The sequence below is a fragment of the Pseudomonas syringae pv. tomato str. DC3000 genome, from assembly GCF_000007805.1.
GTDB classification, from domain to species: Bacteria; Pseudomonadota; Gammaproteobacteria; order Pseudomonadales; family Pseudomonadaceae; genus Aquipseudomonas; species Aquipseudomonas avellanae.
Map to the genome: position 1 here is coordinate 5,411,790 of NC_004578.1, position 21,238 is coordinate 5,433,027.

The 21,238-nt window shown below is 56.0% G+C and carries 19 protein-coding genes and 2 pseudogenes; 12 read left to right on the forward strand and 9 right to left on the reverse strand.

From position 1 onward, the window contains the following. Nucleotides 1–219 precede the first annotated feature (219 nt). Nucleotides 220–1,260 carry a DUF4062 domain-containing protein gene (locus tag PSPTO_RS24695; protein ID WP_011105167.1) on the forward strand — a complete coding sequence of 347 codons (1,041 nt, stop codon included), beginning with the start codon at nt 220–222 and terminating at the stop codon, nt 1,258–1,260. Between the two features lie 414 nt (nt 1,261–1,674). Here PSPTO_RS24695 and PSPTO_RS24700 read toward each other — a convergent pair. Further along, nucleotides 1,675–2,055: pseudogene (locus PSPTO_RS24700) on the reverse strand (DEAD/DEAH box helicase); the annotation flags it as partial. Between the two features lie 50 nt (nt 2,056–2,105). After that, on the reverse strand, nt 2,106–3,284 hold the full coding sequence (locus PSPTO_RS24705) for an MFS transporter (RefSeq protein WP_011105169.1): 1,179 nt from the start codon (nt 3,282–3,284) through the stop codon (nt 2,106–2,108). Between the two features lie 194 nt (nt 3,285–3,478). On the opposite strand from PSPTO_RS24705, the gene PSPTO_RS24710 reads away from it, so the two are divergent. Then, a complete protein-coding gene (locus tag PSPTO_RS24710; RefSeq protein WP_005763322.1) occupies nt 3,479–4,819 on the forward strand; it encodes a PLP-dependent aminotransferase family protein in 1,341 nt (446 codons plus the stop codon). A gap of 98 nt (nt 4,820–4,917) precedes the next feature. Here the strand turns inward: PSPTO_RS24710 and PSPTO_RS24715 are convergent, their stop codons facing one another. The 3 genes from PSPTO_RS24715 to PSPTO_RS24725 form a co-directional block, all read right to left on the reverse strand. Continuing rightward, nucleotides 4,918–6,384 (reverse strand): J domain-containing protein, encoded by a 1,467-nt coding sequence (locus PSPTO_RS24715; protein WP_005763320.1) that lies wholly within the window; start codon nt 6,382–6,384, stop codon nt 4,918–4,920. 379 nt (nt 6,385–6,763) lie between these two features. Continuing rightward, a complete protein-coding gene (locus PSPTO_RS24720; RefSeq protein WP_011105170.1) occupies nt 6,764–7,387 on the reverse strand; it encodes a glutathione S-transferase family protein in 624 nt (207 codons plus the stop codon). Between the two features lie 49 nt (nt 7,388–7,436). After that, entirely contained in the window at nt 7,437–7,820 is a 384-nt protein-coding gene (locus PSPTO_RS24725; protein ID WP_011105171.1) for a RidA family protein, read from the reverse strand. Nucleotides 7,821–7,987: 167 nt separating this feature from the next. Between PSPTO_RS24725 and PSPTO_RS24730 the strand changes: the two genes are divergently transcribed. After that, on the forward strand, nt 7,988–8,683 hold the full coding sequence (locus tag PSPTO_RS24730; protein WP_011105172.1) for a tRNA (adenine(22)-N(1))-methyltransferase: 696 nt from the start codon (nt 7,988–7,990) through the stop codon (nt 8,681–8,683). Between the two features lie 119 nt (nt 8,684–8,802). After that, the gene (locus tag PSPTO_RS24735) at nt 8,803–9,342 is read left to right on the forward strand and encodes a DsbA family protein (protein ID WP_011105173.1); all 540 of its coding nucleotides are present in this window, start codon (nt 8,803–8,805) and stop codon (nt 9,340–9,342) included. Between the two features lie 7 nt (nt 9,343–9,349). Here the strand turns inward: PSPTO_RS24735 and PSPTO_RS24740 are convergent, their stop codons facing one another. Together PSPTO_RS24740 and PSPTO_RS24745 are read right to left on the reverse strand one after the other, a co-directional pair. After that, the gene (locus PSPTO_RS24740) at nt 9,350–10,321 is read right to left on the reverse strand and encodes an alpha/beta hydrolase (RefSeq protein WP_046463556.1); all 972 of its coding nucleotides are present in this window, start codon (nt 10,319–10,321) and stop codon (nt 9,350–9,352) included. Between the two features lie 74 nt (nt 10,322–10,395). Then, the gene (locus tag PSPTO_RS24745; RefSeq protein WP_011105175.1) at nt 10,396–11,322 is read right to left on the reverse strand and encodes a Gfo/Idh/MocA family protein; all 927 of its coding nucleotides are present in this window, start codon (nt 11,320–11,322) and stop codon (nt 10,396–10,398) included. A 381-nt stretch (nt 11,323–11,703) separates the two neighbouring features. On the opposite strand from PSPTO_RS24745, the gene PSPTO_RS24750 reads away from it, so the two are divergent. From PSPTO_RS24750 to PSPTO_RS24780, 7 genes and pseudogenes are all read left to right on the forward strand, one after another. Beyond that, on the forward strand, nt 11,704–12,552 hold the full coding sequence (locus PSPTO_RS24750; RefSeq protein WP_011105176.1) for a hypothetical protein: 849 nt from the start codon (nt 11,704–11,706) through the stop codon (nt 12,550–12,552). A gap of 41 nt (nt 12,553–12,593) precedes the next feature. Continuing rightward, on the forward strand, nt 12,594–13,694 hold the full coding sequence (locus tag PSPTO_RS24755; protein WP_011105177.1) for a GGDEF domain-containing protein: 1,101 nt from the start codon (nt 12,594–12,596) through the stop codon (nt 13,692–13,694). A gap of 184 nt (nt 13,695–13,878) precedes the next feature. Further along, on the forward strand, nt 13,879–15,192 hold the full coding sequence (locus PSPTO_RS30565) for a methyl-accepting chemotaxis protein (protein ID WP_007243826.1): 1,314 nt from the start codon (nt 13,879–13,881) through the stop codon (nt 15,190–15,192). Nucleotides 15,193–15,305: 113 nt separating this feature from the next. Further along, nucleotides 15,306–15,944: pseudogene (locus PSPTO_RS24765) on the forward strand (ATP-binding protein); the annotation flags it as partial. A 138-nt stretch (nt 15,945–16,082) separates the two neighbouring features. Continuing rightward, the gene (locus PSPTO_RS24770) at nt 16,083–16,646 is read left to right on the forward strand and encodes an RNA 2'-phosphotransferase (protein ID WP_011105180.1); all 564 of its coding nucleotides are present in this window, start codon (nt 16,083–16,085) and stop codon (nt 16,644–16,646) included. Between the two features lie 364 nt (nt 16,647–17,010). Next, nucleotides 17,011–17,430 carry a hypothetical protein gene (locus PSPTO_RS24775; protein WP_003376614.1) on the forward strand — a complete coding sequence of 140 codons (420 nt, stop codon included), beginning with the start codon at nt 17,011–17,013 and terminating at the stop codon, nt 17,428–17,430. 15 nt (nt 17,431–17,445) lie between these two features. Beyond that, nucleotides 17,446–18,339 carry a cation diffusion facilitator family transporter gene (locus PSPTO_RS24780; RefSeq protein WP_005763294.1) on the forward strand — a complete coding sequence of 298 codons (894 nt, stop codon included), beginning with the start codon at nt 17,446–17,448 and terminating at the stop codon, nt 18,337–18,339. A gap of 6 nt (nt 18,340–18,345) precedes the next feature. On the opposite strand, the gene PSPTO_RS24785 is transcribed toward PSPTO_RS24780, so the two are convergent. Next, a complete protein-coding gene (locus tag PSPTO_RS24785; protein WP_310886616.1) occupies nt 18,346–19,152 on the reverse strand; it encodes a DUF6515 family protein in 807 nt (268 codons plus the stop codon). Here PSPTO_RS24785 and PSPTO_RS24790 point away from each other — a divergent pair. Then, entirely contained in the window at nt 19,054–19,590 is a 537-nt protein-coding gene (locus PSPTO_RS24790; RefSeq protein WP_174518819.1) for a hypothetical protein, read from the forward strand. The two genes, PSPTO_RS24785 and PSPTO_RS24790, sit on opposite strands and share 99 nt — an antisense overlap. Before the next feature lie 167 nt (nt 19,591–19,757). On the opposite strand, the gene PSPTO_RS24795 is transcribed toward PSPTO_RS24790, so the two are convergent. Beyond that, entirely contained in the window at nt 19,758–21,182 is a 1,425-nt protein-coding gene (locus PSPTO_RS24795; RefSeq protein ID WP_003408269.1) for an IS1182-like element ISPsy6 family transposase, read from the reverse strand. Nucleotides 21,183–21,238 lie beyond the last annotated feature (56 nt).

Consider the following 21,238-nt stretch of genomic DNA (forward strand, 5'->3'; position numbering starts at 1 on the left):
TTGCGCGATAGGTGCCCGTCACTCCTCAGCCCCTATAACCATCATGCTCAACTCTTGCAAACTTGGTTCAATTCTATAAATACCTACCGCGACGGAATCAATAAAACATCTGGATTTTTCAGGCGCTTGCAACTGTATGCTGCATGCCATACCAAGCTGAAACCATCCCAGGAAGCGGGAGTCCAACCGGAACACACACGAGCGTCTTGGGAGGGATAAATGAAGGTATTCATAAGCTCGGTGATTAAAGGATTCAAGGACTTCAGGGATGCTGCCAAGGACGCTGTGGAAACATTGGATATGAGACCGATCATGAGCGAGCATTTTGGAGCTCGCGCCTACTCCTCAGAGCATGCATGCCTGACAGAAGTTGATCAGTGCGACGTCTATATCCTAATTTTGGGGGCTAACTATGGCTATGAGTCTGAGCCGGGCCTCTCAGTTACCCAACAAGAATTCCGCCAGGCAGTTAGCAAGCGAAAACCAATCTTGGTATTCGTTCAGCAGACCGATTTTGATGAGAAGCAGGCAGTGTTTGTCGACGAGGTTTCTGACTATAAGCAGGGGTACTTCCGAGCCTCATTTTCAGAGCCTCAGGAGCTGCTGAGAGCGATAATCCAAGGCCTCAGCAGAATGGAGAAATCCAAGAGTTCGCTTTCCGAGAGAGCGTTCCACGAGCGTATCACAGAGGCATCCAGCTCTCGTTCGTACGGGACTCACTCTTACGCGCCGCGCTTTGAATTTGCGTTTCTGCCACAACCGACAGAACAACATGCTGTACACGTGGCGTCGCAACGGCGCGATGACGTTTTTCAAAACTTTCATAAGTTGGGCCTCGCGAAACTCAAGCAAGGTTATGAAGATTGGGATGACAAGGCGTTCACAGGCTTGAAGTCAGGGGATACAACTTGGCAGGTTTTCGACGACGGACTAGTCCTGATAGAAGCTGATGCGAGTGTGCCTGTGGAGGGTCGCTCAGTTGGCCTCTACTTCGTGTCTCCAAGCCATCTTTCTAAACTACTTTTGTCCTGCTTTGAGGTGGCCGCATTCGGCAGCGGCTGGTATCGCATCACGCTTAAAAACCTTGGTATGGCGAAGGTGGAAGAACCACCTGTAACTGCACCCACCAGCTACTCAATGCCAATGCAGCGAGAAAAAATGGTTAGTGAATCACACCTTTTTATTCCTGCGACGCGCGCCATGTCAGAGCAGTGGGTACAGGAGGCCATCGCAAGAATGGCGAGGAGTTTGACCTACTGATTACCTACGACCTGCGTTGGAGCGGATGAAGGGCTCTCTTGCTTTGCTGATAGCCAGAATCGCAAGCTCTCCCCTGCCGAGGTGCCGACATAGAATCTCGTCGCCCGCCTGCATACCCCTTCGAGAGCTCTGCTATCAGGTCATCACGAGAGGTGTGACTCATACACCGCAGTCGGTGCTTTTACCGCCCCCTCGTCTGGACGGCCACGCGGCTTGGGCAATGGACAGGATGGGACGCACATGGGGCGGATGCATTTATCTCGTGGCTTTGGCGCTCCGCGTGGAAGAGATTTTTTGTCACTGAGATGACTTAGGGCGAAGAGGCAAGGGGATGCTCGGAGGAGTTCGATGGGGCCAGGAGAATGCCCTAGGGTTTGACAAGATTCAGGGTTATTTCGGTGCAAATGGCAAAACGTGAAACTCATCGAAAATCAACAGCCCGACGCCTTCCAGTGCCGGGTCGTCCTGCAAGCAACGCGTAAGAATCCCCTCGGTGACCACTTCAATACGCGTCTTCGGGCCGACGCAGCTTTCCAGACGAATGCGATAACCCACAGTTTCGCCCACTTTCTCGCCCAGCTCACTGGCCAACCGTTCCGCCGCCGCACGCGCAGCAAGACGGCGCGGCTCCAGCATCAGAATGGTCTGCCCGGCCAGCCATGTTTCCTCAAGCAGCGCGAGCGGCACACGCGTGGTCTTGCCTGCACCGGGAGGGGCTTCGAGCACGGCTTCGTGGCGTGTGGTCAGGGCCTGGCGCAGGGCTGGCAGGACGGCATCGATGGGTAACGAAATCATGGGGGCTCCCGGAGAGATGCGGGGGAGTATACCGGCGCGGGAGTGCGGAATCAGGCGGCATGTTTTAGCTTGAGGGCGGTAGCCACTAACAACACGCTGCACAGCGCCATACAAATTGCGTTGGTGCCGCCCCAACCTACTGTGCTGAGCAATAGCGCGGGGCTGAACGCACCTATCGTTGCAAAAATGGCGATGGCTAGATCGTTTTTGCCCTGCATGTTCATGGCCTCAGGACTGTTTTGTAGCGTCTGTGCCAGCAGTGCGCCGCCTCCGACATAGGTCAGGTTCCAGCCCAGCCCCAGAATAATCAGCGAAAAGGTCATTACCCCGTAACTGCTTGACCCCATATTGACGGCCGCACAACCGATCAGCATGATCAGGCCCAAGCAGATTGTGGCTTTGGTCCCGAGTTTCTGAATGATCGCTCCGGTGAAAAAAGACGGCGCAAACATGGCAATCACATGCCACTGAATCGCAAGACGGACGTCCGAGAAATCCTGATGCATATGCTTCATGTGCATCGAAGCCTGAATCATCAGCAGGTTCATGACTCCGTAACCTACTGCGGCGACCGACAGGGCGATCATGACCGTTGAAGTGGTCGGATTATGGCGTGCGTTGGCAGGCTTTTCGTTTGCGCTGAAAGTTGCGGGTTTCACCGAGTCGTCAGGCAGCAAAGCAGCGATTAACAGCGATAGCGCCGCCAGGCCGATGAACGATGCATAGCACATCGAAAATAAGGAATAGCCGTGCAAGTCCCGGAGCAACTCTGTAAGTGTTGGCCCGACGACGGCAGCGATGACTCCGCCGGCGACGACCAGCGAGATCGCTTTGGGCTTTAACGTTTGATCCAGATTGTCGGTTGCAGCAAATCGGTTGAAGTTGGCAAACGCAATATAACCCCCCAACGCTGCATGGCTGAAAACCAGCAGTGGGAAATGCTGATATTCAACGGCCCAAAAGCCGCTCAGGCCAGATATCACCAGCGGGATGGCGCCAAGCATGAAAGCATTTTTTCGGCCGATGCGGCTCATCATTCTTGAGACAGGATAGGTAGCCAGCATCAGGAATAAAAACTGAAACCCGTACGGAACGGTCGAGAATCTGGCTTCGGGTGCGAGCGTGGCACCGACAATAGCGGCCATTGTCACTGACATCACCGCAGTGGTCAGGTTGATGGATTGCGCAGCGAAATACAGGTAAGTGCGACGGGGAAGCGTGCTCGTCATGGGGCTTGCTCTGGGTGGGGAAAGAGCTGTGGTCTTTCAGGACAAAAACGTCGTTTCGATAGATGCCTCACCTGCTCTCGGCTTAGGCACCGACAGACGCATGTTCGCATCTGTCCGACGTCCATAGGCGCACACTCGACAAGCTTTTCGATTAACTGTTAGGGTGTTTTTTCTATCAGCCTGCCGAAGCCCCCATGAGCCTCAATGCCCTCTATAACTCACTGAAGCAGCGCCTTGAATCAGGCGAGTGGCTTGCCGGGCAACGCATGCCTTCAATCAGAAAACTGGCCTCGACGTCTGAGGCCAGCTATCACGATGCGGTGACGGCCTACGCGCGTCTGGTGAGTGAAGGATTGCTATCAGCTTCTCCAGGCCGAGGCTATTTTGTAAACAGCGGTGCATCGCAAGCGGTAAGCCCGCGCGAACCAGAGTGCATGAGTGCGGACCCGCTGTTCAGGCTTCTGCAAGCCGGGCCGCAATACACCAAACTGGGGGGTGGCTGGCTGCCACCGGCATGGCGAGATACGGAATTGCTGGCCAAGGCCATTCGGCGCACGGCGCGGCTGGAGCAGAGTTCGCTGGCCGAGTACGGTGACATCTCGGGGTATCTGCCCATGCGCAAACAGCTCTGTGTGCACATGAAGCGGCTGACCCGTATCGATATTCGCCCGAGTCAGGTGCTTAGCACTCTTGGGGCGACACAGGGCCTGGATCTGGTCGCACGATTGCTGATCAAGGCGGGCGATCATGTATTCGTGGACGAGCCAGGCAATGGAAACCTGATCAGGTTGATCCAGTTGGCAGGCGGGCACGTGGTCGGCGTGCGTCGGACTCAGGACGGGCCAGACATTGCCGAGATGGAAAGCTATCTGGCGAAGCACACCGTCAAAGCGTTCTTTTGCAATAGCACCTTTCACAACCCGACTGGCAGTAACATCAGCCCGCACAACGCCTTCAAGGTTTTGCGCCTTGCAGTAGAGCACGAGTTCTTTGTGGTCGAGGATGATGTCTATGGCGACTTCAGCCCTACTGTCCGCCAGACGTTTGCTGAACTGGACAATCTGGATCGGGTGATTTACATCGGCAGTTTTTCCAAATGCCTCTCCGCTTCGCTACGTGTTGGCTACATCGCCTGTTCGCAAGAACTCATAGAACCGCTTACACGCCTGAAGCTGTTGACCTGCGTGGCAGTTCCAGCGTTTTGCGAACGGTTCGTCAATACCATTCTGGCAGACGGTACTTACGCACGGCATATGCAGGATGTGCAGCAAAGGCTTATCAGCCAGCAAGTACAGACTCAGCGTTCATTGCTCGCACGGGGCTGGAAGTTTGATATAGCGCCGCAAGGCGGCATGTTCATCTGGGCCTATCACCCGGACATCACTGACCTGCAGCCCTTCATGACAAAACTTGAACAGCACAGGATCCTGCTGATGCCGGGCTCAGCGTTCTCGGTGACGCGCGATTACCAACGTTTTGCGCGAATAAACTGCACGCATTTTTCCGAGGCAGTGGAAGCGCACTTTTCGGTGTGATCGGCGAAGAGCAGCGTTTAGTTATCCTGACTGCTTACGCGCGGCACCCACCGCTCAACGGCACCGCCGTGAGCGTGGAGTCAGACCGGAACATCTACTCATGCCCTATTACCAGCCTCATTGATACGGCCGTTGTCGTATGCTTTGCGCAACTCCGGGTCGGACAAAATCTTGTACGCATTTGAAATGACTTTGAAGCGCTCGGCCGCCTCGGCCTCGTTGCCGCGGTTTTTATCAGGGTGGTTCTTCATCGCGGCATCTCTGTAAGCCTTTTTAACGGCGGATAAGTCTACCGACATGTCAGTGAGGCCCAAGTGCTCGTACAACGGCTTGACGGGCGGCTTGGCAGGTGCGGAATCGCCCACCCTGGCAGATGCGTCAGCAGCCGATGTGTTATTGGGCCGCGCCGTTGAAGGCCGTTCGCCGCCTGCGCTGGGTTCTGCTTTGGGCGGCGGAGGCGGCGCGCTGTTCGCTTGGGGGCGAGTGCGAGGTGGCGTTTCCGGGCGTGCTTGCTGTTGGGTGCCGTCAGGCCGGCCGGACGCAGGTCGTGGCTCTGCTTTGGGCGGCGGAGGCGGCGCGCTGTTCGCTTGGGGGCGAGTGCGAGGTGGCGTTTCCGGGCGTGCTTGCTGTTGGGCGCCGTCAGGCCGGCCGGACGCAGGTCGTGGCTCTGCCTTGGGCGGCGGTGGCGGCGTGCTGTTCGCCTGCGGGCGAGTGCGCGGCGGCGTTTCCGGGCGTGCTTGCTGCTGGGCGCCGTCAGGCCGGCCCGACGCAGGTCGTGGCTCTGCTTTCGGCGGCGGTGGCGGAGTGCTATTGGCCTGCGGTCGAGTACGAGGCGGCGTTTCCGGGCGCGCCTGCTGTTGGGCGCCGTCAGGCCGGCCCGACGCAGGTCGTGGCTCTGCTTTCGGCGGCGGTGGCGGGGCGCTGTTGGCTTGTGGGCGAGTGCCGGGAGGCGTTTGCGGGCGCGCTTGCTGTTGGGCGCCGTAAGGTCTCCAGAATGGTTCTGGCATGGGTCGTCGCACGCGATCACCGTTCGACTGGCGAATCTTGTTGAAAACCTGGTCAGTGAGGTCGTTCATCAACTTGTTCAGTTTCAAGTTGCTGGAGAAATAGGCATGGCGCGCATTTGTGGCCTCACTGTTGTCCTTGCCAGGCTCAGGCTTGGCCATTGCATCCGCCAGCTTCTTGCCCAGAGAGAACAACATCTTGCCCTTGCTGTCGCTGACGCCCAGAAAGCTCATCACGTTATGCATCGACTTGTCGCGCTCCCAGACAACGCTGGCCACGTCGAAGGCGGCTCGCGCCAGATTGAATCGGCCTCCCCCTTCGTGCGTCTCGACATTGTTCACCGGCTCCTTGCCGCTCAAGGCCTTCAGAATCATCGAGAGCCCTTTCTGCTGACGCTCGTTAAGCAGACCTTTCTGCTCCAGTAATGAGCTGGTGACCTGCAACGCGACTTTGCCAGCGATGTGGCTCGCGACGTTTATCGCGCGCTCCATCTTCGGCTTTGTCGAATCGCTGAGCGCTGCCCGCGCCAATGAAGACGCAATGTGGGTGAGGTTGATCATAGGCTTCCCCGGGAACTGATATCGCCTTGGTGGCAAGCAACGAGATCTGGTTCCACGGTCGAGTCAATATTCGATGCCGGGCTCAAGCGCTCCACGCTATACAGGTCTTGGAATGACTATCGTGCCAATGCTCTGCGTTGGCATGCAGTTCGTGACGCTCTGCGTCACAAATCTTCAGCCTGACCAGACAGCCAGGTAACCGAGGTTAAGGCCTGACTGGGGCCTTCATCTCATACGCCGTGAAATAGGCGTCAGGGCTTCAATGTGTGACGCAAAGCGTCACGAACTGCATTCCCACGCGGAGCGTAGGAACGATCATTGTCGTAGTCTGAGACACATTTTCCGGGGCTATAGAGACTCGTGTATCAAGACGCAGGGCTCACGGTGTACCGTTTCGGCCGTGCAGGCGGTAGCCGGGGCGTTCGCTCAGTCGTTCGTAATAGGCATTCACGGCCGGGAAGTCCGAATGGGTCAACGGGGTTTCAAACCAGCGATTCACTGAGAGGCCTATCGGAATGTCTGCCAGCGAAAACTCGCTGCCGCTGACGTACGCGCCCGTAGCATCGAGTTGTCGATCCAGGATCGCCATGTGCCTGGTCCATTGACGGCATCCGGCAGCCAGCGCGTCGGGGTCTTGATGGGCGGCGCATTGCCTGACCAGCGACATGAACGCATAACCCCAGGATTTGTTGAGGTCAGTGGCTTGCCAGTCGATCCATTGGTCCACTCGGGCTCGGGCTATCGCCTCTGCGGGGTAAAGATGCAGGGCGCTGTTGCGGTTCGCCAGGTACCTGATGATCGCGTTCGACTCCCACAGAACGAAGCCATCGTCCTCAATGACCGGAACCATCGCATTGGGATTCAGTGCCGTGAATTCAGGCGTGTTCGTTTCTCTGAAACCAGAGCCCCAGTCCTGTCGTTCAAACGGGATGTCCAACTCTGTGCAGGCCCAGAGCACTTTGCGCACATTGATTGATGAGGCTTTGCCCCGTATCTGTAGCATTCCATCTCCTTATGCTCGGGAGCGCATCACTCATCAGAAACGACGGGCATCAGCCCGCCTTGGCCGCCATTGCCGTGACTTCAACGCGCATGCCCTCAACCGCCAGCGATGCCACGCCCAAGGCTGCGCGCACTGGCCACGGTTTTTTGAAGAAGCGTTTGTACACTTCATTGAATGCCGCGCGATCTGCCATGTCGGTCAGGTAGATGGTCAGGTGCAGGACTCGATCCATCGAGCTGCCGGCCCGCTCCAATGCGTCTTTCAGAGCCCGCAGGGTGCATTCGCTTTGTTCGGTGATGCCGCCCAGTTCCAGGCTGCCGTCGGCGCGGGTCGGGATCTGGGTGCTGACCAGCAAGCCGTTGAAGTCGGCGACGTCGGAGGAGATAGAGTCCGCGTCAGGGTCGGGGGTGAAGGTGATGTCTGCGTTTGCCATGGGCTCTCTGCTTTGCCAGGGACGGAAAACGGCAAGCCTACGCGAGCGAAAGGTACGGGTCGAGCCGCAGGCTTTTTCGTAGAAAGTTGAAATGCGCGGCGTTGCTCTACAGAATCGCGCCCGGACCCGGCCACGCTGCCGGACGCTTGCGTTGAAAGGGGTTGCCGTTGAACGAACAGAGATTGTCCATGCGCCTTGAGCGTGTGGCGACGCACGTGCCCGCCGGTGCGCGACTGGCCGATATCGGCTCGGATCACGGCTACCTGCCGGTGGCGCTGCTGAACCGTGGCGCCGTCTCGGCGGCGGTGGCGGGCGAAGTAGCGTTGACGCCGTTCTACGCGGCCGAACGTACCGTGCGCGAGAACGATCTGGATCAGCAGATCAGCGTGCGTCTGGCCGATGGGTTGGCGGCGATAGAACCGACTGACAGGATCACTGCAATCAGTCTTTGCGGCATGGGCGGCGAGACAATCCGCGACATTCTTGAAAGCGGCAAGGCGCGGTTGAGTGGTCAGGAGCGGCTGATTCTGCAACCCAACGGTGGCGAGCAGCCATTGCGCGTGTGGCTGATGGAACATAACTACCGCATCCTTGACGAGGAAGTGCTGCGAGAGAACCGCTTCGACTACGAAATCATCGTCGCCGAGCGGACCGGCCCGATGATCTACACCGCCGAACAGCTGTATTTCGGCCCCATACAGATGCAGACGCGCAGCCCGGCTTTTTTGCTCAAGTGGCAGCGCCTGCTGGGCAAAAAACACAAGGCCCTGAGCAATTTCGCCCGCGCCCGGAAGGCTGTGCCTGAAGAGAAAATGCAGGACCTTGCGCAGCAGATCCGCTGGATTACCGCGTTGCTGAATTAAACAGCTGCTGGCCTGAAAATCGAACTCACGCCCCAACCAGCTCTCAAAACCGCATGATCAATGCCTGGCGTCAATCAGCCTGCGCATCCCACATCCTCATCAACGGGAGAAACACGACCATGCATTCAGACGCACTTTCCTGGGGCCACGGGCCTCGCCTGTTCGAAGTCTTCCTTGAGCCAACCTGCCCTTTTTCCGTGAAGGCGTTCTTCAAGCTTGATGATTTGCTGGCGCAGGCCGGGGAAGACAACGTCACGGTCAGAATCCGTCTGCAATCCCAGCCTTGGCATATGTTTTCCGGCGTTATCGTGCGCTGTATTCTGGCCGCGGCGACACTGGAAGGCGGCAAGGAAAGCGCCAAAGCGGTGATGACAGCGGTTGCATCGCACCGTGAGGAATTCGAGTTTGAACACCACGCGGGCGGGCCAAATCTCGATGCAACGCCCAACGACATCATCGCGCGCATCGAGCGTTACAGCGGCCTCGCGCTGGCTGAGGCGTTCGCCAATCCCGAACTTGAGCACGCCGTAAAGTGGCACACCAAATATGCCCGACAGAACGGCATACACGTCTCGCCGACCTTCATGATCAACGGCCTCGTGCAGCCCGGCATGAGCAGTGGCGATCCGGTGTCGAAGTGGGTGTCGGATATCGGCTGATGAACGTTTAAGGCCGTCCTTCCATCCTCGCGTTTATCCACTCGTGGCTGCGCGCAAGTACCTTGCGCGCCAAGGCAGTCGGGAAGTGGATGAACCCATGTGGAGACTCGGGCAGAAGATGCATTTCAACGTCTGCCGAGTTTTTCCATCGCTCGGCCATTTCCAGCGTGTCGTCCAGCAGCGGGTCGAGTTCGCCGACAAACATCAGGGCGGGCGGCAGATCCGTGAGGTCGCCATACAAGGGCGATAACGGCGGCTCGCGGCGCTTCTCGTCGGTTCTGTCCGGGGCGAGCAAGCGCATTGCGCCGACCATGCCCGGGCCGTCGAGCACCAGCGTTTCCGGGCCTGCGGTACGAACGCTTTTTGTCCCGGTCAGGTCGTACACGCCGTAATACAGAACCGTGCCGACTACGCGCTTGAGCAAGTCGGGCCTGGCTTTCAATTTGAGCAAAGTGGCTGCGGCAAGATGCCCGCCCGCGGACTCACCGACGACAATAACCGGCAGGCCGGCAAACTCCTTACAGTCGCTACCCAGCAGCCAGCATGCGGCAGAAAAGCAGTCATCCATCAGCCCTTCGACGGGGGTCGATAAAGCCAATCTGTAATCAACGGACACGACCGCCACGTTGCACGCGTTAACGATACCGATATTGAGGTCATCGTTCATCTGGGCGTTGCCGATCACCCAACCGCCGCCGTGAATATCAAACACCACGCCTTTGGGTTTGCCTTTGGGCCTTATGATTCGCACTGAAACAGGGACGTTACCGGTGCTGACGATGGTTGTTTCAATCCGCAGGTCATGTTTGACCGGTTTCAACGCGCGACCAATCTGAGCCGCCCGCAGCAGCGCCTGAATCAAGCGGGGCGTGAGGCGATTGCGAACCTGGAAACGCGGCAGCCGGGCGAGGGTTTTGTTAAACCGTCGGACTTCTACCAACTCCTGCTCACTGGAAGGCCAACGTTTTTTGATGTCCAATTTCTGCTCTCTAATCAGGCTGACGTATGCAAAAGCGAGCACGCTGCTCGCTTTTGCTTATACCTGAGAGGCTATCAATCGTAGAACGGTTCAACGGACGCACGGCTGCCCACAAAAAAACTGTCCGCGACCAGCCTGAGTGGTTGCACGTCCAGATCGCTGGCGTTGCTATTGATCAGCTGTTGAAAGTGTTTATACACCGCTGCATATTCGCCCTCCTCCGACACTGCCTGACGCACGCCATCGATGCTCAACAGTGCGCCGCCGTTGTCCAGTCGCAAAGTACCTTCGGCGCAGCGGATCTCGATACTCCAGAGTTCATCATGACCGTGATCGAAGTCGAACTCGGCGCGGATATCGAGTTGGCGCGTATCGGACATCTTGATAAAAGCAGCGATTGGCGACTGGCAGTTGCCGGGCACGCGCAGTTCGGCAGACTCGACGAACAGGGGCCGCGGCAGCAAATGGGTGACGATTGACAGGGCATTGATGCCTGGATCGAAAACACCCAGACCGCCAGGCTGCCAGATCCACGCCTGACCGGGGTGCCATTTGCGCACGTCTTCTTTCCAGTCAATCTGGACGCTTTGCAGGGTGCGGGTGGACAGCCAGTCACGCGCCGCCTGAATGCCGGGCGCATAACGCGAGTGCCAGGCAAACAAACCGCTGACGCCCTGCTCTGCAGTCTGCTGCACCAAGGCCATTGCTTCGCCCAATGTGGCGCAGGGTGGCTTTTCCACCAGCACATGCTTGCCTGCGGCTAGCGCCTGCTGCACCAGCGCAAATCGACCTTGCGGCGGCGTGCAGAACGCAATGGCGTCAACGTGCAGCCCGCTTTCGAGCAATTCGCCTAGAGACTTGAAGTTCTCGACGCCTGCGCACGGCTGCCCTTGCGTCGCCACGGCCACCAGTTGAAAGGCGGGGTTGGCGTGGATCGCCGGGACGTGCTGATCCTGGGCAATCTTGCCGTAGCCCACCAGCCCGAGACGAATCGATTGCATACATGACTCCTGATTTTTTGTAATTATCGTGGGCACAGTAAACCAGATGCATGGCATGGCCGGTAAGGGGGAGCCACCGCTTGCTGATTTCAGGCCTGCCTCATCGAGATGGCAGGCAATGCGTCGTGCTTACCGCTTTCTGCGTCCGCCAGCCTACTTTGTGAGTATAAATTGTTTCGAGATGTAAGTTTATGACCTGTGAAGAAATCACTCTCAAAAAGCGGAACAAATTTGGTATGGATGAGTAATCTTCATCAAAAATAGCTATGATCCAGCCAAGGCAAAACGCCATCATTGGTTATCGTTCTATATACCGAGGCAGTAACATGAGGCGATGCTACTCTGTCAAGATGCTACTAACTCTCTACGGAAACTGTTTTAATGACTGGTACTTTTTTAAAAACCTCTTTGTGCCGTGCAGCGGATGAAGTCGCGCGACACCATAATTTTGAACGATCAATAGAATCACACTACGCAACCTTACTGAAACATTACAACAAGCGGCCATTCTTCTACAAACGAGCATTGCAATTCAATCGCCTGCTAATTGCATTTAGCCTGCTGAGTCATTATTTCACCAGCACTACGCCACTGCTGTCCCAGGTTAGAGATTTTTGTGCTGAACGCAAACTGTGTTCTCATAACAGCATTCAGTCAATTTTCCTGTCATTGAGGGTTTTAGGGTTTATAGACGTAACGGCGCACGCCTTGGATGCACGCCTTCGCGTGTTCAAACCCACTGACAAAGCCTGCAAAGAAGTCAGGGCAATGATAGCGTCCGTCATTGACCCTCTGGCCGACATGGGCGCTGACAGCGATTCGGTTCATACGTTATCGACGCTGAATGACTATGATTTTCTGGCCATTTATTTCAGGGGCTTTTCAGAGTTACAGAAGAACAACGTGACCATTGATATCGTATTTCCAGAGTGCCACTGGCTGATAAAGAAAGAAGCCGGGCATATGCTGATTCTGGCTATTTACCTTGACGCTCGCAGCAGCGATATCGACGGATCAGGGTTTAAATCATCCTCGTATCTAACATTGGGAAAACAACTATCGGTGTCAAAAACACACGTGATGCGCCTGGTTCAGGAAGGTGTCGAGAGGGGATATTTTAAAGCGCACCCTAAAAACAATCTTGAGGTTCTGCCAGCTTTTGAAACGATGGTGAGACGATTCATGTCGCTCTCTTTCGCTGTAGGGCTGCATTGCATGAACCTGAATTAGATTAACATGTCCTGCATCAAGCGCTTTCCTGGAGAACGTAGATGGATAAAGATCTTAAACTCCGACCCCGAATTAAAAGGTTACTTTCACCCGCCGTCATGCAGGCTGAGTTGCTTGGCGGCGCAGCCTGGTTATGGGTGTTGATGCTTGGCCCTTCCGTAAAGATTAATCTATTCACCTGCTTTCTGACACTGAGCCTTGCCTGTATTTGCTGGATACAACACACCACGACCGTGTTTTGCATCTGGCGCTTGCTAGGCATTGCCTACATGCTTTTATTGGCCACAGGATTTTTCTACCTAATGGACGGCGATCCTGAGATAAATATATTTGCCCTGCCGCTGACCATAACGCTGGCGATCAGCAGCGCGTTGTTATTTGTTAAATTTTTAGACTACCTACTTTCGGCAGTTTTCGTCTGGCTCCTGACCTGGCTGTGTTGGCAAGAAGGCGTCTACGGAGAAATAGGGATTTACGTCTGGATTTTTTGTGTGGCCTCCGTGTGCATTGGCAGTGTGCTGAATATCTCATACATCAAAACCTTGCGAGCTGTGCTGTCACTTGAAAGCAAGTTCAGAGAGCTGGCAGAAACCGACTACCTCACGTCTATTCCAAATCGTCGCGCCTTCATGGAAAGCTTTGACAGCTTGATCAAGGGGGGAGAGTCTGGTTATCTAATCATGCTGGACATTGACAACTTCAAGCTGATCAATGACAGACACGGTCACGAAATAGGTGACAGAATATTGTGCTCCATGGCTGCATGCCTTAGAGCAACCAGCGGCAGCCATTGTGCCGGCAGAATTGGCGGGGAGGAGTTTGGAGTTTTGATCACGGGGGGCGATGAGCTGACTGCGTGTGACTACATATTAAGGCTGCTGGAGACGGTAAGAGCAAATTTCGATCCGCCCTATAACTACAGCTGTAGTGTGGGAATGGTCAGGTTTTCGGCGGCATCAACAATGTCTGAAGCACTGAGCATGGCGGACAAGAGCATGTACATTGCTAAAAGAAACGGCAAGGACTGCGCTTACTTTGAAGGTCAGGAAATTGTCTCTTTCCTTTTCGACGATTCAAAGCTTAAAGAAAAATACCCGACTGAAACGCTCTCTGAGAATACTTACCAAACTGATACTCAGTGATCTGCAGTTTTCACCCTGACCAACGAGCGGTAAACGATCAAAAAGCCACACAACTGCCGCATGGCCAGGCTGCCGTATTGCCGTGGCGTGAAACTGCAGCATCTGATCCTGCTCACTCACAACAGACCTGATTACCCAACGTCGGGCTTTATCTACTCAATCGAAACATAGCTCGGGCGTTATCATGTTTAATAATGATGTAAAAAGAAAGCTGCGTGAGCACACGGCAGAACTGCACGTGTTGCATCAACTGCTTGGCAGGATTGATCAAGACATGCTGACGGTTCAAGTGGACGGCAACTTCACGATTTCTGCCGCTAATCAAGGTTTTGCTAAAGCCTTGGGATATACGCCAGATCGCTTGTCGGGTTTTCCGCTATCCAGCATCGCTGCGTTTGACTCGAAAGGCATGCCATGGTTTCACGGCCTGAAAACAACGCTGCTCCGCTTTGAATCGATGACAAATGAATATCACTTCATCCGTGCAGACAACACCATCGCATGCTTGAAACTATTCTGGTTCCCGGTACAGGCCGAAAACGGCGGTTTGTCTCACATTCAATGCTATGGCCATGACGTCACCAAAAGTGCTGAGAGCGCTGCTGAAAACGAGGCATTGATTGACGCGCTTTTCAGATCGACGGCGGTGATCCAGTTTAATCTCGACGGCACGGTCATCACCGCCAATCAGCAGTTTTTACAGGCGATGGGCTACACCCTCGCGCAAGTGGCAAATCGTAGCCACCGGATGTTCTGTCATGCCGGCGATGCTGAGTCCCCCCAGTACACAGCGTTCTGGAAGAAGCTTAACCAAGGTGAATATGTCGAGGGGCGCTTCAGGCGGATGGACAGCCGAGGCAAGGAAATCTGGCTGCAAGCCACTTACAACCCCGTGCATGACAGCGCTGGTCGTCTTTACAAAGTCGTAAAGTTTGCCAGCGTGGTCACTCGTCAGGTGGCCAGAGAAACTGAAGTCAGAGAAGCAGCGGTGGTGGCCTACAACATTTCGCGACAAACCGATGTCAGCGCTGAACGCGGAGCGTCTGTGGTCCAGCAAACGGTGCACACCATGGACAATATTGCTCAACAAGTGCAATCAGCCACTAAAAGTATTGGCGCGCTCGGCAAACAATCTCTGTTGATCAGCTCAATCGTGCAGACCATCAGCAGCATAGCGTCACAAACCAATCTTTTAGCGCTCAATGCTGCCATCGAGGCGGCACGTGCTGGCGAGCATGGACTCGGCTTCGCGGTCGTGGCCGACGAAGTCCGGCAGCTTGCCAGTCACACCAGCAGCGCGACGGAGGAGATCGTCAACGTTGTGCTTCAAAACCGAAGACTGGCTGACCAGGCCACCGAAGAGATGACCAACAGTCAGGAACAGGTCGAACGAGGTTTTGCACTTGCCAGCCAGGCGGGTGAGGAAATTATCGAAATACAGAAAGGTGCCAAGGAAGTTGTAAACGCAGTAAGAAGGTTTGTTGAGGAGATTACGTAGGCAAACACCCCCACTCGGTTTATGTCATGGCGCAAGAGCCAAAGGTCACCCTGACGCGTCAAGCGAATTTAAAACCCCTCTACGTACTGGATTTTCAAATGCTTACGCAGCATGAAATGGAAGCAGTCGGTCAACTTGCCGGCGGCCTTGCGCATGATTTCAACCATCTGCTCGCAGGTATCTCTGGCTCGCTGGAATTGATGCACGTTCGAATTCGACAGGGTCGTTTAAGCGACGTTGATCGCTACATGACATCTGCTCAGCGTGCAGCCGAACAAGCCGCCGTATTGACGCATCGCCTGCTTGCGTTCTCACAACGGCAAATCCTTGATCCCAGACCTGTAGACGTCAACCGGCTTCTCAGTGACATGCATGAACGGATTCAACATACGCTGGGCCCGGATATTTCTTTTGAAATCATCAGGGCATCGAAGTTGTACGCGGTTCTGGTGGACTCTTCACAGCTTGAAAATGCGCTGCTGAATGTGTTCGCTAATGCTCGGGATGCAATGCCGGACGGCGGGCGTATAACAGTAAAAACGTCCAACACGTGGCTCGACGAAACCGCACGCGATGTGCAGGACCTCCCGGAGGGTCGGTATGTTTCGTTGTGCGTAACCGACAACGGGGTTGGCATGTCATCGGAAACGCTCAGCAAGGCGTTTGAACCTTTTTTTACGACTAAACCTATGGGTGGAGGGACGGGGTCGGGGCTTTGCATGATTTATGGTTTTGCCCGGCAATCAGGAGGCCACGCGGGTACGCAACATGCTTGAAGCAGAGAGCTGATCAGTATTCCCGGCATTGAAACCGGAAAGAGTTTGTCTCTAGACTAGGGTCATTACGCAGAGAGACTGTAAACCGGCAGCCGACATAAAAAGGGCACGTCCTTGAACAAGAAACAACGCGACGAGATCAGCAAGCTGCTCAGCTACGTTCTGCGCCACGCGCCTGAATCAATGGGTCTGACCCTGGACCGCGACGGCTGGTGCGAGGTCGATGAACTGGTCGGCAAGGCAAACGCGAACGGCCATAGTTTCGACCGTCAGGCGTTGGAAGAAGTGGTCGAGACCAACGAGAAAAAGCGCTTCACGCTGTCCGAAGATGGCCAGCGCATTCGTGCAGCGCAAGGCCACAGCACCGAGCAGGTTCAGGTGCAGCACATCGAAAAGGAACCGCCAGCCTGGCTCTACCACGGCACCGCCAGCCGCTTCATGGCATCCATCGAAACTCAGGGGCTGATCGCTGGCAGTCGGCATCATGTTCACCTGACAGAAGATCCCGAAACCGCACTGAGCGTTGGAAAACGTTACGGGCAACCGGTGTTGCTGGCCGTTGATGCGAAGGGGATGTTCGAGGCAGGGGTACAGTTTTTTCAGGCAGACAATGGGGTTTGGTTGGTGGAGGCGGTGCCAATTGAGTGGCTGACCAAAGTCGCAGATACCGTTTCGTAGATACGCCTGTGCAAGAGCAGACCGGTCGGCGCGTCGCTTGTGTGGGACCGGGCGACGCTTCGCTTGTCCGCGAAGGCTTTGGCAGGGGCGACAACCTTCCGCGAATGTACCGTTCTTTTCGCGGACAAGTCCGCTCCCACGGGAAACCCGCTCCACCTGAGGTCAAGCGTGGACAAGCGAAGCGTCGCCCGGTCCACTCCCGCCAGAAGCCAGAGAAATGGGCTTATATCTTCAGGACTTGTGTATAACGCTGAGCGCTTACCCGCGACACGAGCATCAACCGCAGAACCACCCCATCACTCAATAGTCTTAGCCTTGCAGCCATTGCCTTGTATAGTTGCCCTCTTCATCTCAGGAGCTTTCCATGCGCATTCCTTCTCGCTTGATCGGTGGCGTTCTGGTCGCCACGTTGCTGACCCAGATTTCTGCCTGCGGCAGTATTTTCTATCCGGACCGTCGGGGTCAGATTGATGGCAAGGTGGATCCGGCCATTGCGGCGCTGGATGCTTTCGCGCTGTTGTTCTATATCGTTCCCGGTGTGATCGCGTTTGCGGTGGACTTCGCGACAGGTGCGATTTATTACGGACCTGGCGAGCATGCGCAGATTGATCCGCAGAAGCTGCAAAAAGCCCTCAAGGCTGACGGCAGTGTCGACAACATCAAGCTGCAAGCCATTATCGAAACCGAGCTGGGCCGTTCCCTGCCATTGAACGACCCGCGTCTGATCCAACACAAAGGCAGCGTGGAGCAACTGGCGACACTGGGTCTGATCCCGGCAGCCTGACAAGAAGGAAGCGTCATGAGCACCACTGCCGAACATTCCCGCCTGCTGCGTCTGGCGACACGGGCTTCGCTGGCGGTTGCCGTGACGCTGATTCTGGCCAAGGGCGTGGCCTGGTGGCTGAGCGGTTCGGTCAGTCTGCTGGCCGGGCTGACGGACTCGTTGCTCGATGGCGCGGCCTCGTTTCTTAATCTGCTGGCGGTGCATTACGCGCTGCGCCCTGCCGACGATGATCATCGTTATGGTCACGGCAAGGCGGAAGCTCTGTCAGGCATGGCGCAGGCGCTGTTTATCACTGTCAGTGGCGTGCTTATTGCCGTTCAGGCAGTCGAGCGCATCCAGAACCCGGAGCCACTCGGCGCGCCGTTGTTGGGCATGGTGGTGATGGTGATTTCCATTGCGCTGACGCTCGCGCTGCTCAGCCTGCAATACCGGGTGATCAAGGCGACCGGCTCTGCAGCCATCCGTGCCGACTCGCTGCACTACCGCTCTGACCTGCTGCTCAACGCAAGTATTCTGGTGGCCCTGACCCTGGCGTATTTCGGCTGGCAACAGCTGGATGCCTATTTTGGCCTGGGCATCGCGCTGTACATACTCTGGAGCGCGCTGCAGATTGCCCGCGAAACCGTGTCAGTGTTGATGGACGAAGAGCTGCCGGCCGATGTCAGCACGCGCATGCTGGAACTGGCGCGCAGTGTGCCGGGCGTACTCGGGGCGCATGATCTGCGCACGCGGATTTCCGGTAATCACTGGTTTGTGCAATTGCACCTGGAACTGCCGGGAACGCTGACCCTGTCAGTGGCGCACGCACTCTGCGATCAGGCCGCCGACGCTATTCACGAGCAATTCCCGAAGGCCGAAGTGCTGGTGCACGCCGACCCTCAGGAAGTGGTCAGGCAGGCACACGCCTGACCCCTCTCAATTGACGCTGTAACCACGCCCCGCCAGGCACGCACCCATCGAACGACGGTAAAGGTCCACCACCTCAGGTTGCGGCTGCGAGGTGATATTGGCCGGATCGAAACCGCTCTGCTCCGCGGCCCAGCGGTAGCACTGGTAACGATCCAGCTCGACCTGCTGCTGGCTTTGACCGTTCTGCGGGTAGGCAACCGGATCGTAGCCATTGCCCTGCTGCTCTGCCGGGGCCTGATAAACCGCCTCGTTCTGCGGCGGGTTGACCACCACATAATCCTGACTGTCGGGCTGATACGCATAGTAAGTGCCCGCCGCCAGAAACAGCAGGCTGCTGCCGATCCACACTTCCTGCGAATAAGACGGCAGCCTGCTCACCCGAACGCCATAAGGCGGGGTTACCACGACATAGCGTGGGCCTTGCGGGCGATACCAGTAGCCTCCGGAATAAAAATAATCCTGCCCGCGATAAGGGATGCGCGAGTAACCGCCAGGCACTCGGTCTATCGCGTAGCCAGGCCGATATTGCGGGCCGGGACCCCAGCCGTTGCCGTGTCCATCCGGGCGACCTTCCCATCGATCATTGGGGCGGCCATTGCCGGCCTGCCAATTGCGATTGTTGCCGCGCGGAATGTCCTGATAGTAGCCCTGGCGTGGCTGCTGGGTTTGCCACGCCTCTCTGGGGCCACTCTGGATCGGCAGGTTGTCCTGGCTCTGGCGCAACTGCTGACGCTGCTGGTTTTGCTGCTGTTGAATCTGCCGCTGCTGGTCACGCTGTTGCTGATCGATCTGCTGTTGCTGCTGACGCTCCACATTGCGCTGCTGCAACTGTTGTTGCTGGATCTGCTGCTGTTGCTGGCGCTCGACCTGGCGCTGCTGATTCTGCTGTTGCTGAATCTGACGCTGCTGGTTGTCCTGCTGCTGATTGATCTGCTGTTGCTGCTCGCGCTCGACATTACGCAGCTGGTTTTGCTGCTGTTGTACCTGACGCTGCTGATTATTCTGCTCTTGAAAGCGCTGTTGTTGCTGCTGACGCTCCACATTGCGCTGCTGATTTTGCTGCTGCTGACGCTGCTGCCCATTGTCATTGGAGCCGCCGTAAAGCTGGTTTTGCCGCGATTCATCGCGTTCATCAGCCAGCGCCTGAGCACTGATGCCCAGACACAACAGACTTACACCCGCGAACTGCCAGATGCCAGATTTCATGCTTTCCTCACTAGAGCGCGGGTTGACGTAGTTAAGACTGCTTAAGCGTAGCGCCGTTCTGCGCACTTTATCAGCAGAGCGCATTATCGGCAGACAAAGAAAAGGGGACCAGAGCAGACTGTGTGAAAACACACTGATGAAGGCCCAAGCAAACGCCCCGACTTGTTCGGGGCGTTTTGTTTTGTATTGGCAGCAGACGAAAAAATGACCGCTCAGCCCATCAAAGCCATCAGATGGCGCACACCGAGCACTTTAATCGCTCGTTTCAGGTTATAAGCATTCACCGCCAAGGCCATTTCAGCTTTTGTCCCCTCCAGTTGTCGCAGCAAGAAACGGCCATTACCAAATAGCCATTGCTTGAGGTTGCCGAAGGGGTGCTCAACGATGGATCTTCGGTTGGCCATCATCTCAGGATGCGCCTGCATTCTTTGCTCCATCCGCTCGAAAGCCTCTTCATGGGCATGTCGTGAGACATAACGGCGCTGGGCTCGAGTGCATTGCGTTTTCAGCGCGCAGTTGGCGCAGTCATCGACCTCAGCCTGATAGATCCGATCACCTTTGTTGTGCTGTTTTAGCGTTAACCATTTGCCTGCCGGACACTGGAAACGATCGTGTCCGGCCTCATAGATAAAGTCTTTTCGCTCAAAGAGCTGCTCTTCCTGACTGCCAGGGTTTTTCGAACGATTGGGCGGTACATAGGCCGTAATCGAAGCATCCTCGCAGGCCTGAAACTGCTTGCCATTGGAGTAGCCGGCATCGGCAGTGACCGTCAGCTCATCTTGCTGTAACTCTGCTTTGGCGGCCTTGGCCATCGGCTCCAGTTGCTTTCGGTCATCGCCATCCTGGGTGACCTCATGATGCAAAATCAGGCAATGCTCGGCGTCCACGACGGTTTGCACGTTGTAGGCCACACGTGGCCCTTTGGCCGTGCGCATCATTCGGGCATCGCTTTCATGAGTGTTGAACTGCTCGATGCCCATCGAACGCATCAGTGCCTGGCAACTCTGATTATCCTGTTGTCGAGCCTCAAGCTGTGCCAGTGCTGCTTTGATTGCGCTGCGATCAATTGAATCTGTGGTTTCAGCCTTGTCGGCCTCATCCAGCTCGGCCAGATACTGAGCGATGCGCTTATCCAGTTTTTCTTCCTGGCGCTTGAGCTGCTTCAAATTCACATGACGCCGTGAGGAGGCGACCGCCTGAAACTTGCTGCCGTCGATGGCCACCAATTCACCGGCGATCAAGCCTGCTGTGCGACAAAATCGAACGAAAGCACGGCAGGTCGCGATGAAGGCGGGTTTATTGTTCTTGCGAAAGTCGGCGATGGTCTTGAAGTCGGGCTTGAGCCGGTTGATCAGCCACATCACTTCGATGTTGCGCTGACACTCGGCTTCAAGACGTCGCGATGAGCGAATCCGCTGAAAATAGCCGTAGAGGTAGAGTTTTAGCTGATCGGCGGGATCATAAGCAGGGCGCCCCGTGCTTTTTGGAATCGCTTTATCGAAGCCCAGTTGCACCAGATCGAGCTTGGCAACGTACAGGTCAATGACACGAACGAGGTGATCCTCGGGGATCAACTCTTCCAGCGAGACCGGGAATAGGCTGGTCTGGCTGCGGGACTCACCTTGGATGTAGGCCATAACGAAAAATGCTCTGTATCTTTCGATACGGAGCATTTTCTTTGAGCGCTGCGCAG

Excerpts from the sequence above, each read along its gene's own strand:
- PSPTO_RS24695 (WP_011105167.1), top strand. The coding sequence starts at position 220 with ATGAAGGTATTCATAAGCTCGGTGATTAAAGGATTCAAGGACTTCAGG.
- PSPTO_RS24705 (WP_011105169.1), bottom strand. The coding sequence starts at position 3,284 with ATGACGAGCACGCTTCCCCGTCGCACTTACCTGTATTTCGCTGCGCAA.
- PSPTO_RS24710 (WP_005763322.1), top strand. The coding sequence starts at position 3,479 with ATGAGCCTCAATGCCCTCTATAACTCACTGAAGCAGCGCCTTGAATCA.
- PSPTO_RS24715 (WP_005763320.1), bottom strand. The coding sequence starts at position 6,384 with ATGATCAACCTCACCCACATTGCGTCTTCATTGGCGCGGGCAGCGCTC.
- PSPTO_RS24720 (WP_011105170.1), bottom strand. The coding sequence starts at position 7,387 with ATGCTACAGATACGGGGCAAAGCCTCATCAATCAATGTGCGCAAAGTG.
- PSPTO_RS24725 (WP_011105171.1), bottom strand. The coding sequence starts at position 7,820 with ATGGCAAACGCAGACATCACCTTCACCCCCGACCCTGACGCGGACTCT.
- PSPTO_RS24735 (WP_011105173.1), top strand. The coding sequence starts at position 8,803 with ATGCATTCAGACGCACTTTCCTGGGGCCACGGGCCTCGCCTGTTCGAA.
- PSPTO_RS24745 (WP_011105175.1), bottom strand. The coding sequence starts at position 11,322 with ATGCAATCGATTCGTCTCGGGCTGGTGGGCTACGGCAAGATTGCCCAG.
- PSPTO_RS24750 (WP_011105176.1), top strand. The coding sequence starts at position 11,704 with ATGACTGGTACTTTTTTAAAAACCTCTTTGTGCCGTGCAGCGGATGAA.
- PSPTO_RS24755 (WP_011105177.1), top strand. The coding sequence starts at position 12,594 with ATGGATAAAGATCTTAAACTCCGACCCCGAATTAAAAGGTTACTTTCA.
- PSPTO_RS30565 (WP_007243826.1), top strand. The coding sequence starts at position 13,879 with ATGTTTAATAATGATGTAAAAAGAAAGCTGCGTGAGCACACGGCAGAA.
- PSPTO_RS24775 (WP_003376614.1), top strand. The coding sequence starts at position 17,011 with ATGCGCATTCCTTCTCGCTTGATCGGTGGCGTTCTGGTCGCCACGTTG.
- PSPTO_RS24780 (WP_005763294.1), top strand. The coding sequence starts at position 17,446 with ATGAGCACCACTGCCGAACATTCCCGCCTGCTGCGTCTGGCGACACGG.
- PSPTO_RS24795 (WP_003408269.1), bottom strand. The coding sequence starts at position 21,182 with ATGGCCTACATCCAAGGTGAGTCCCGCAGCCAGACCAGCCTATTCCCG.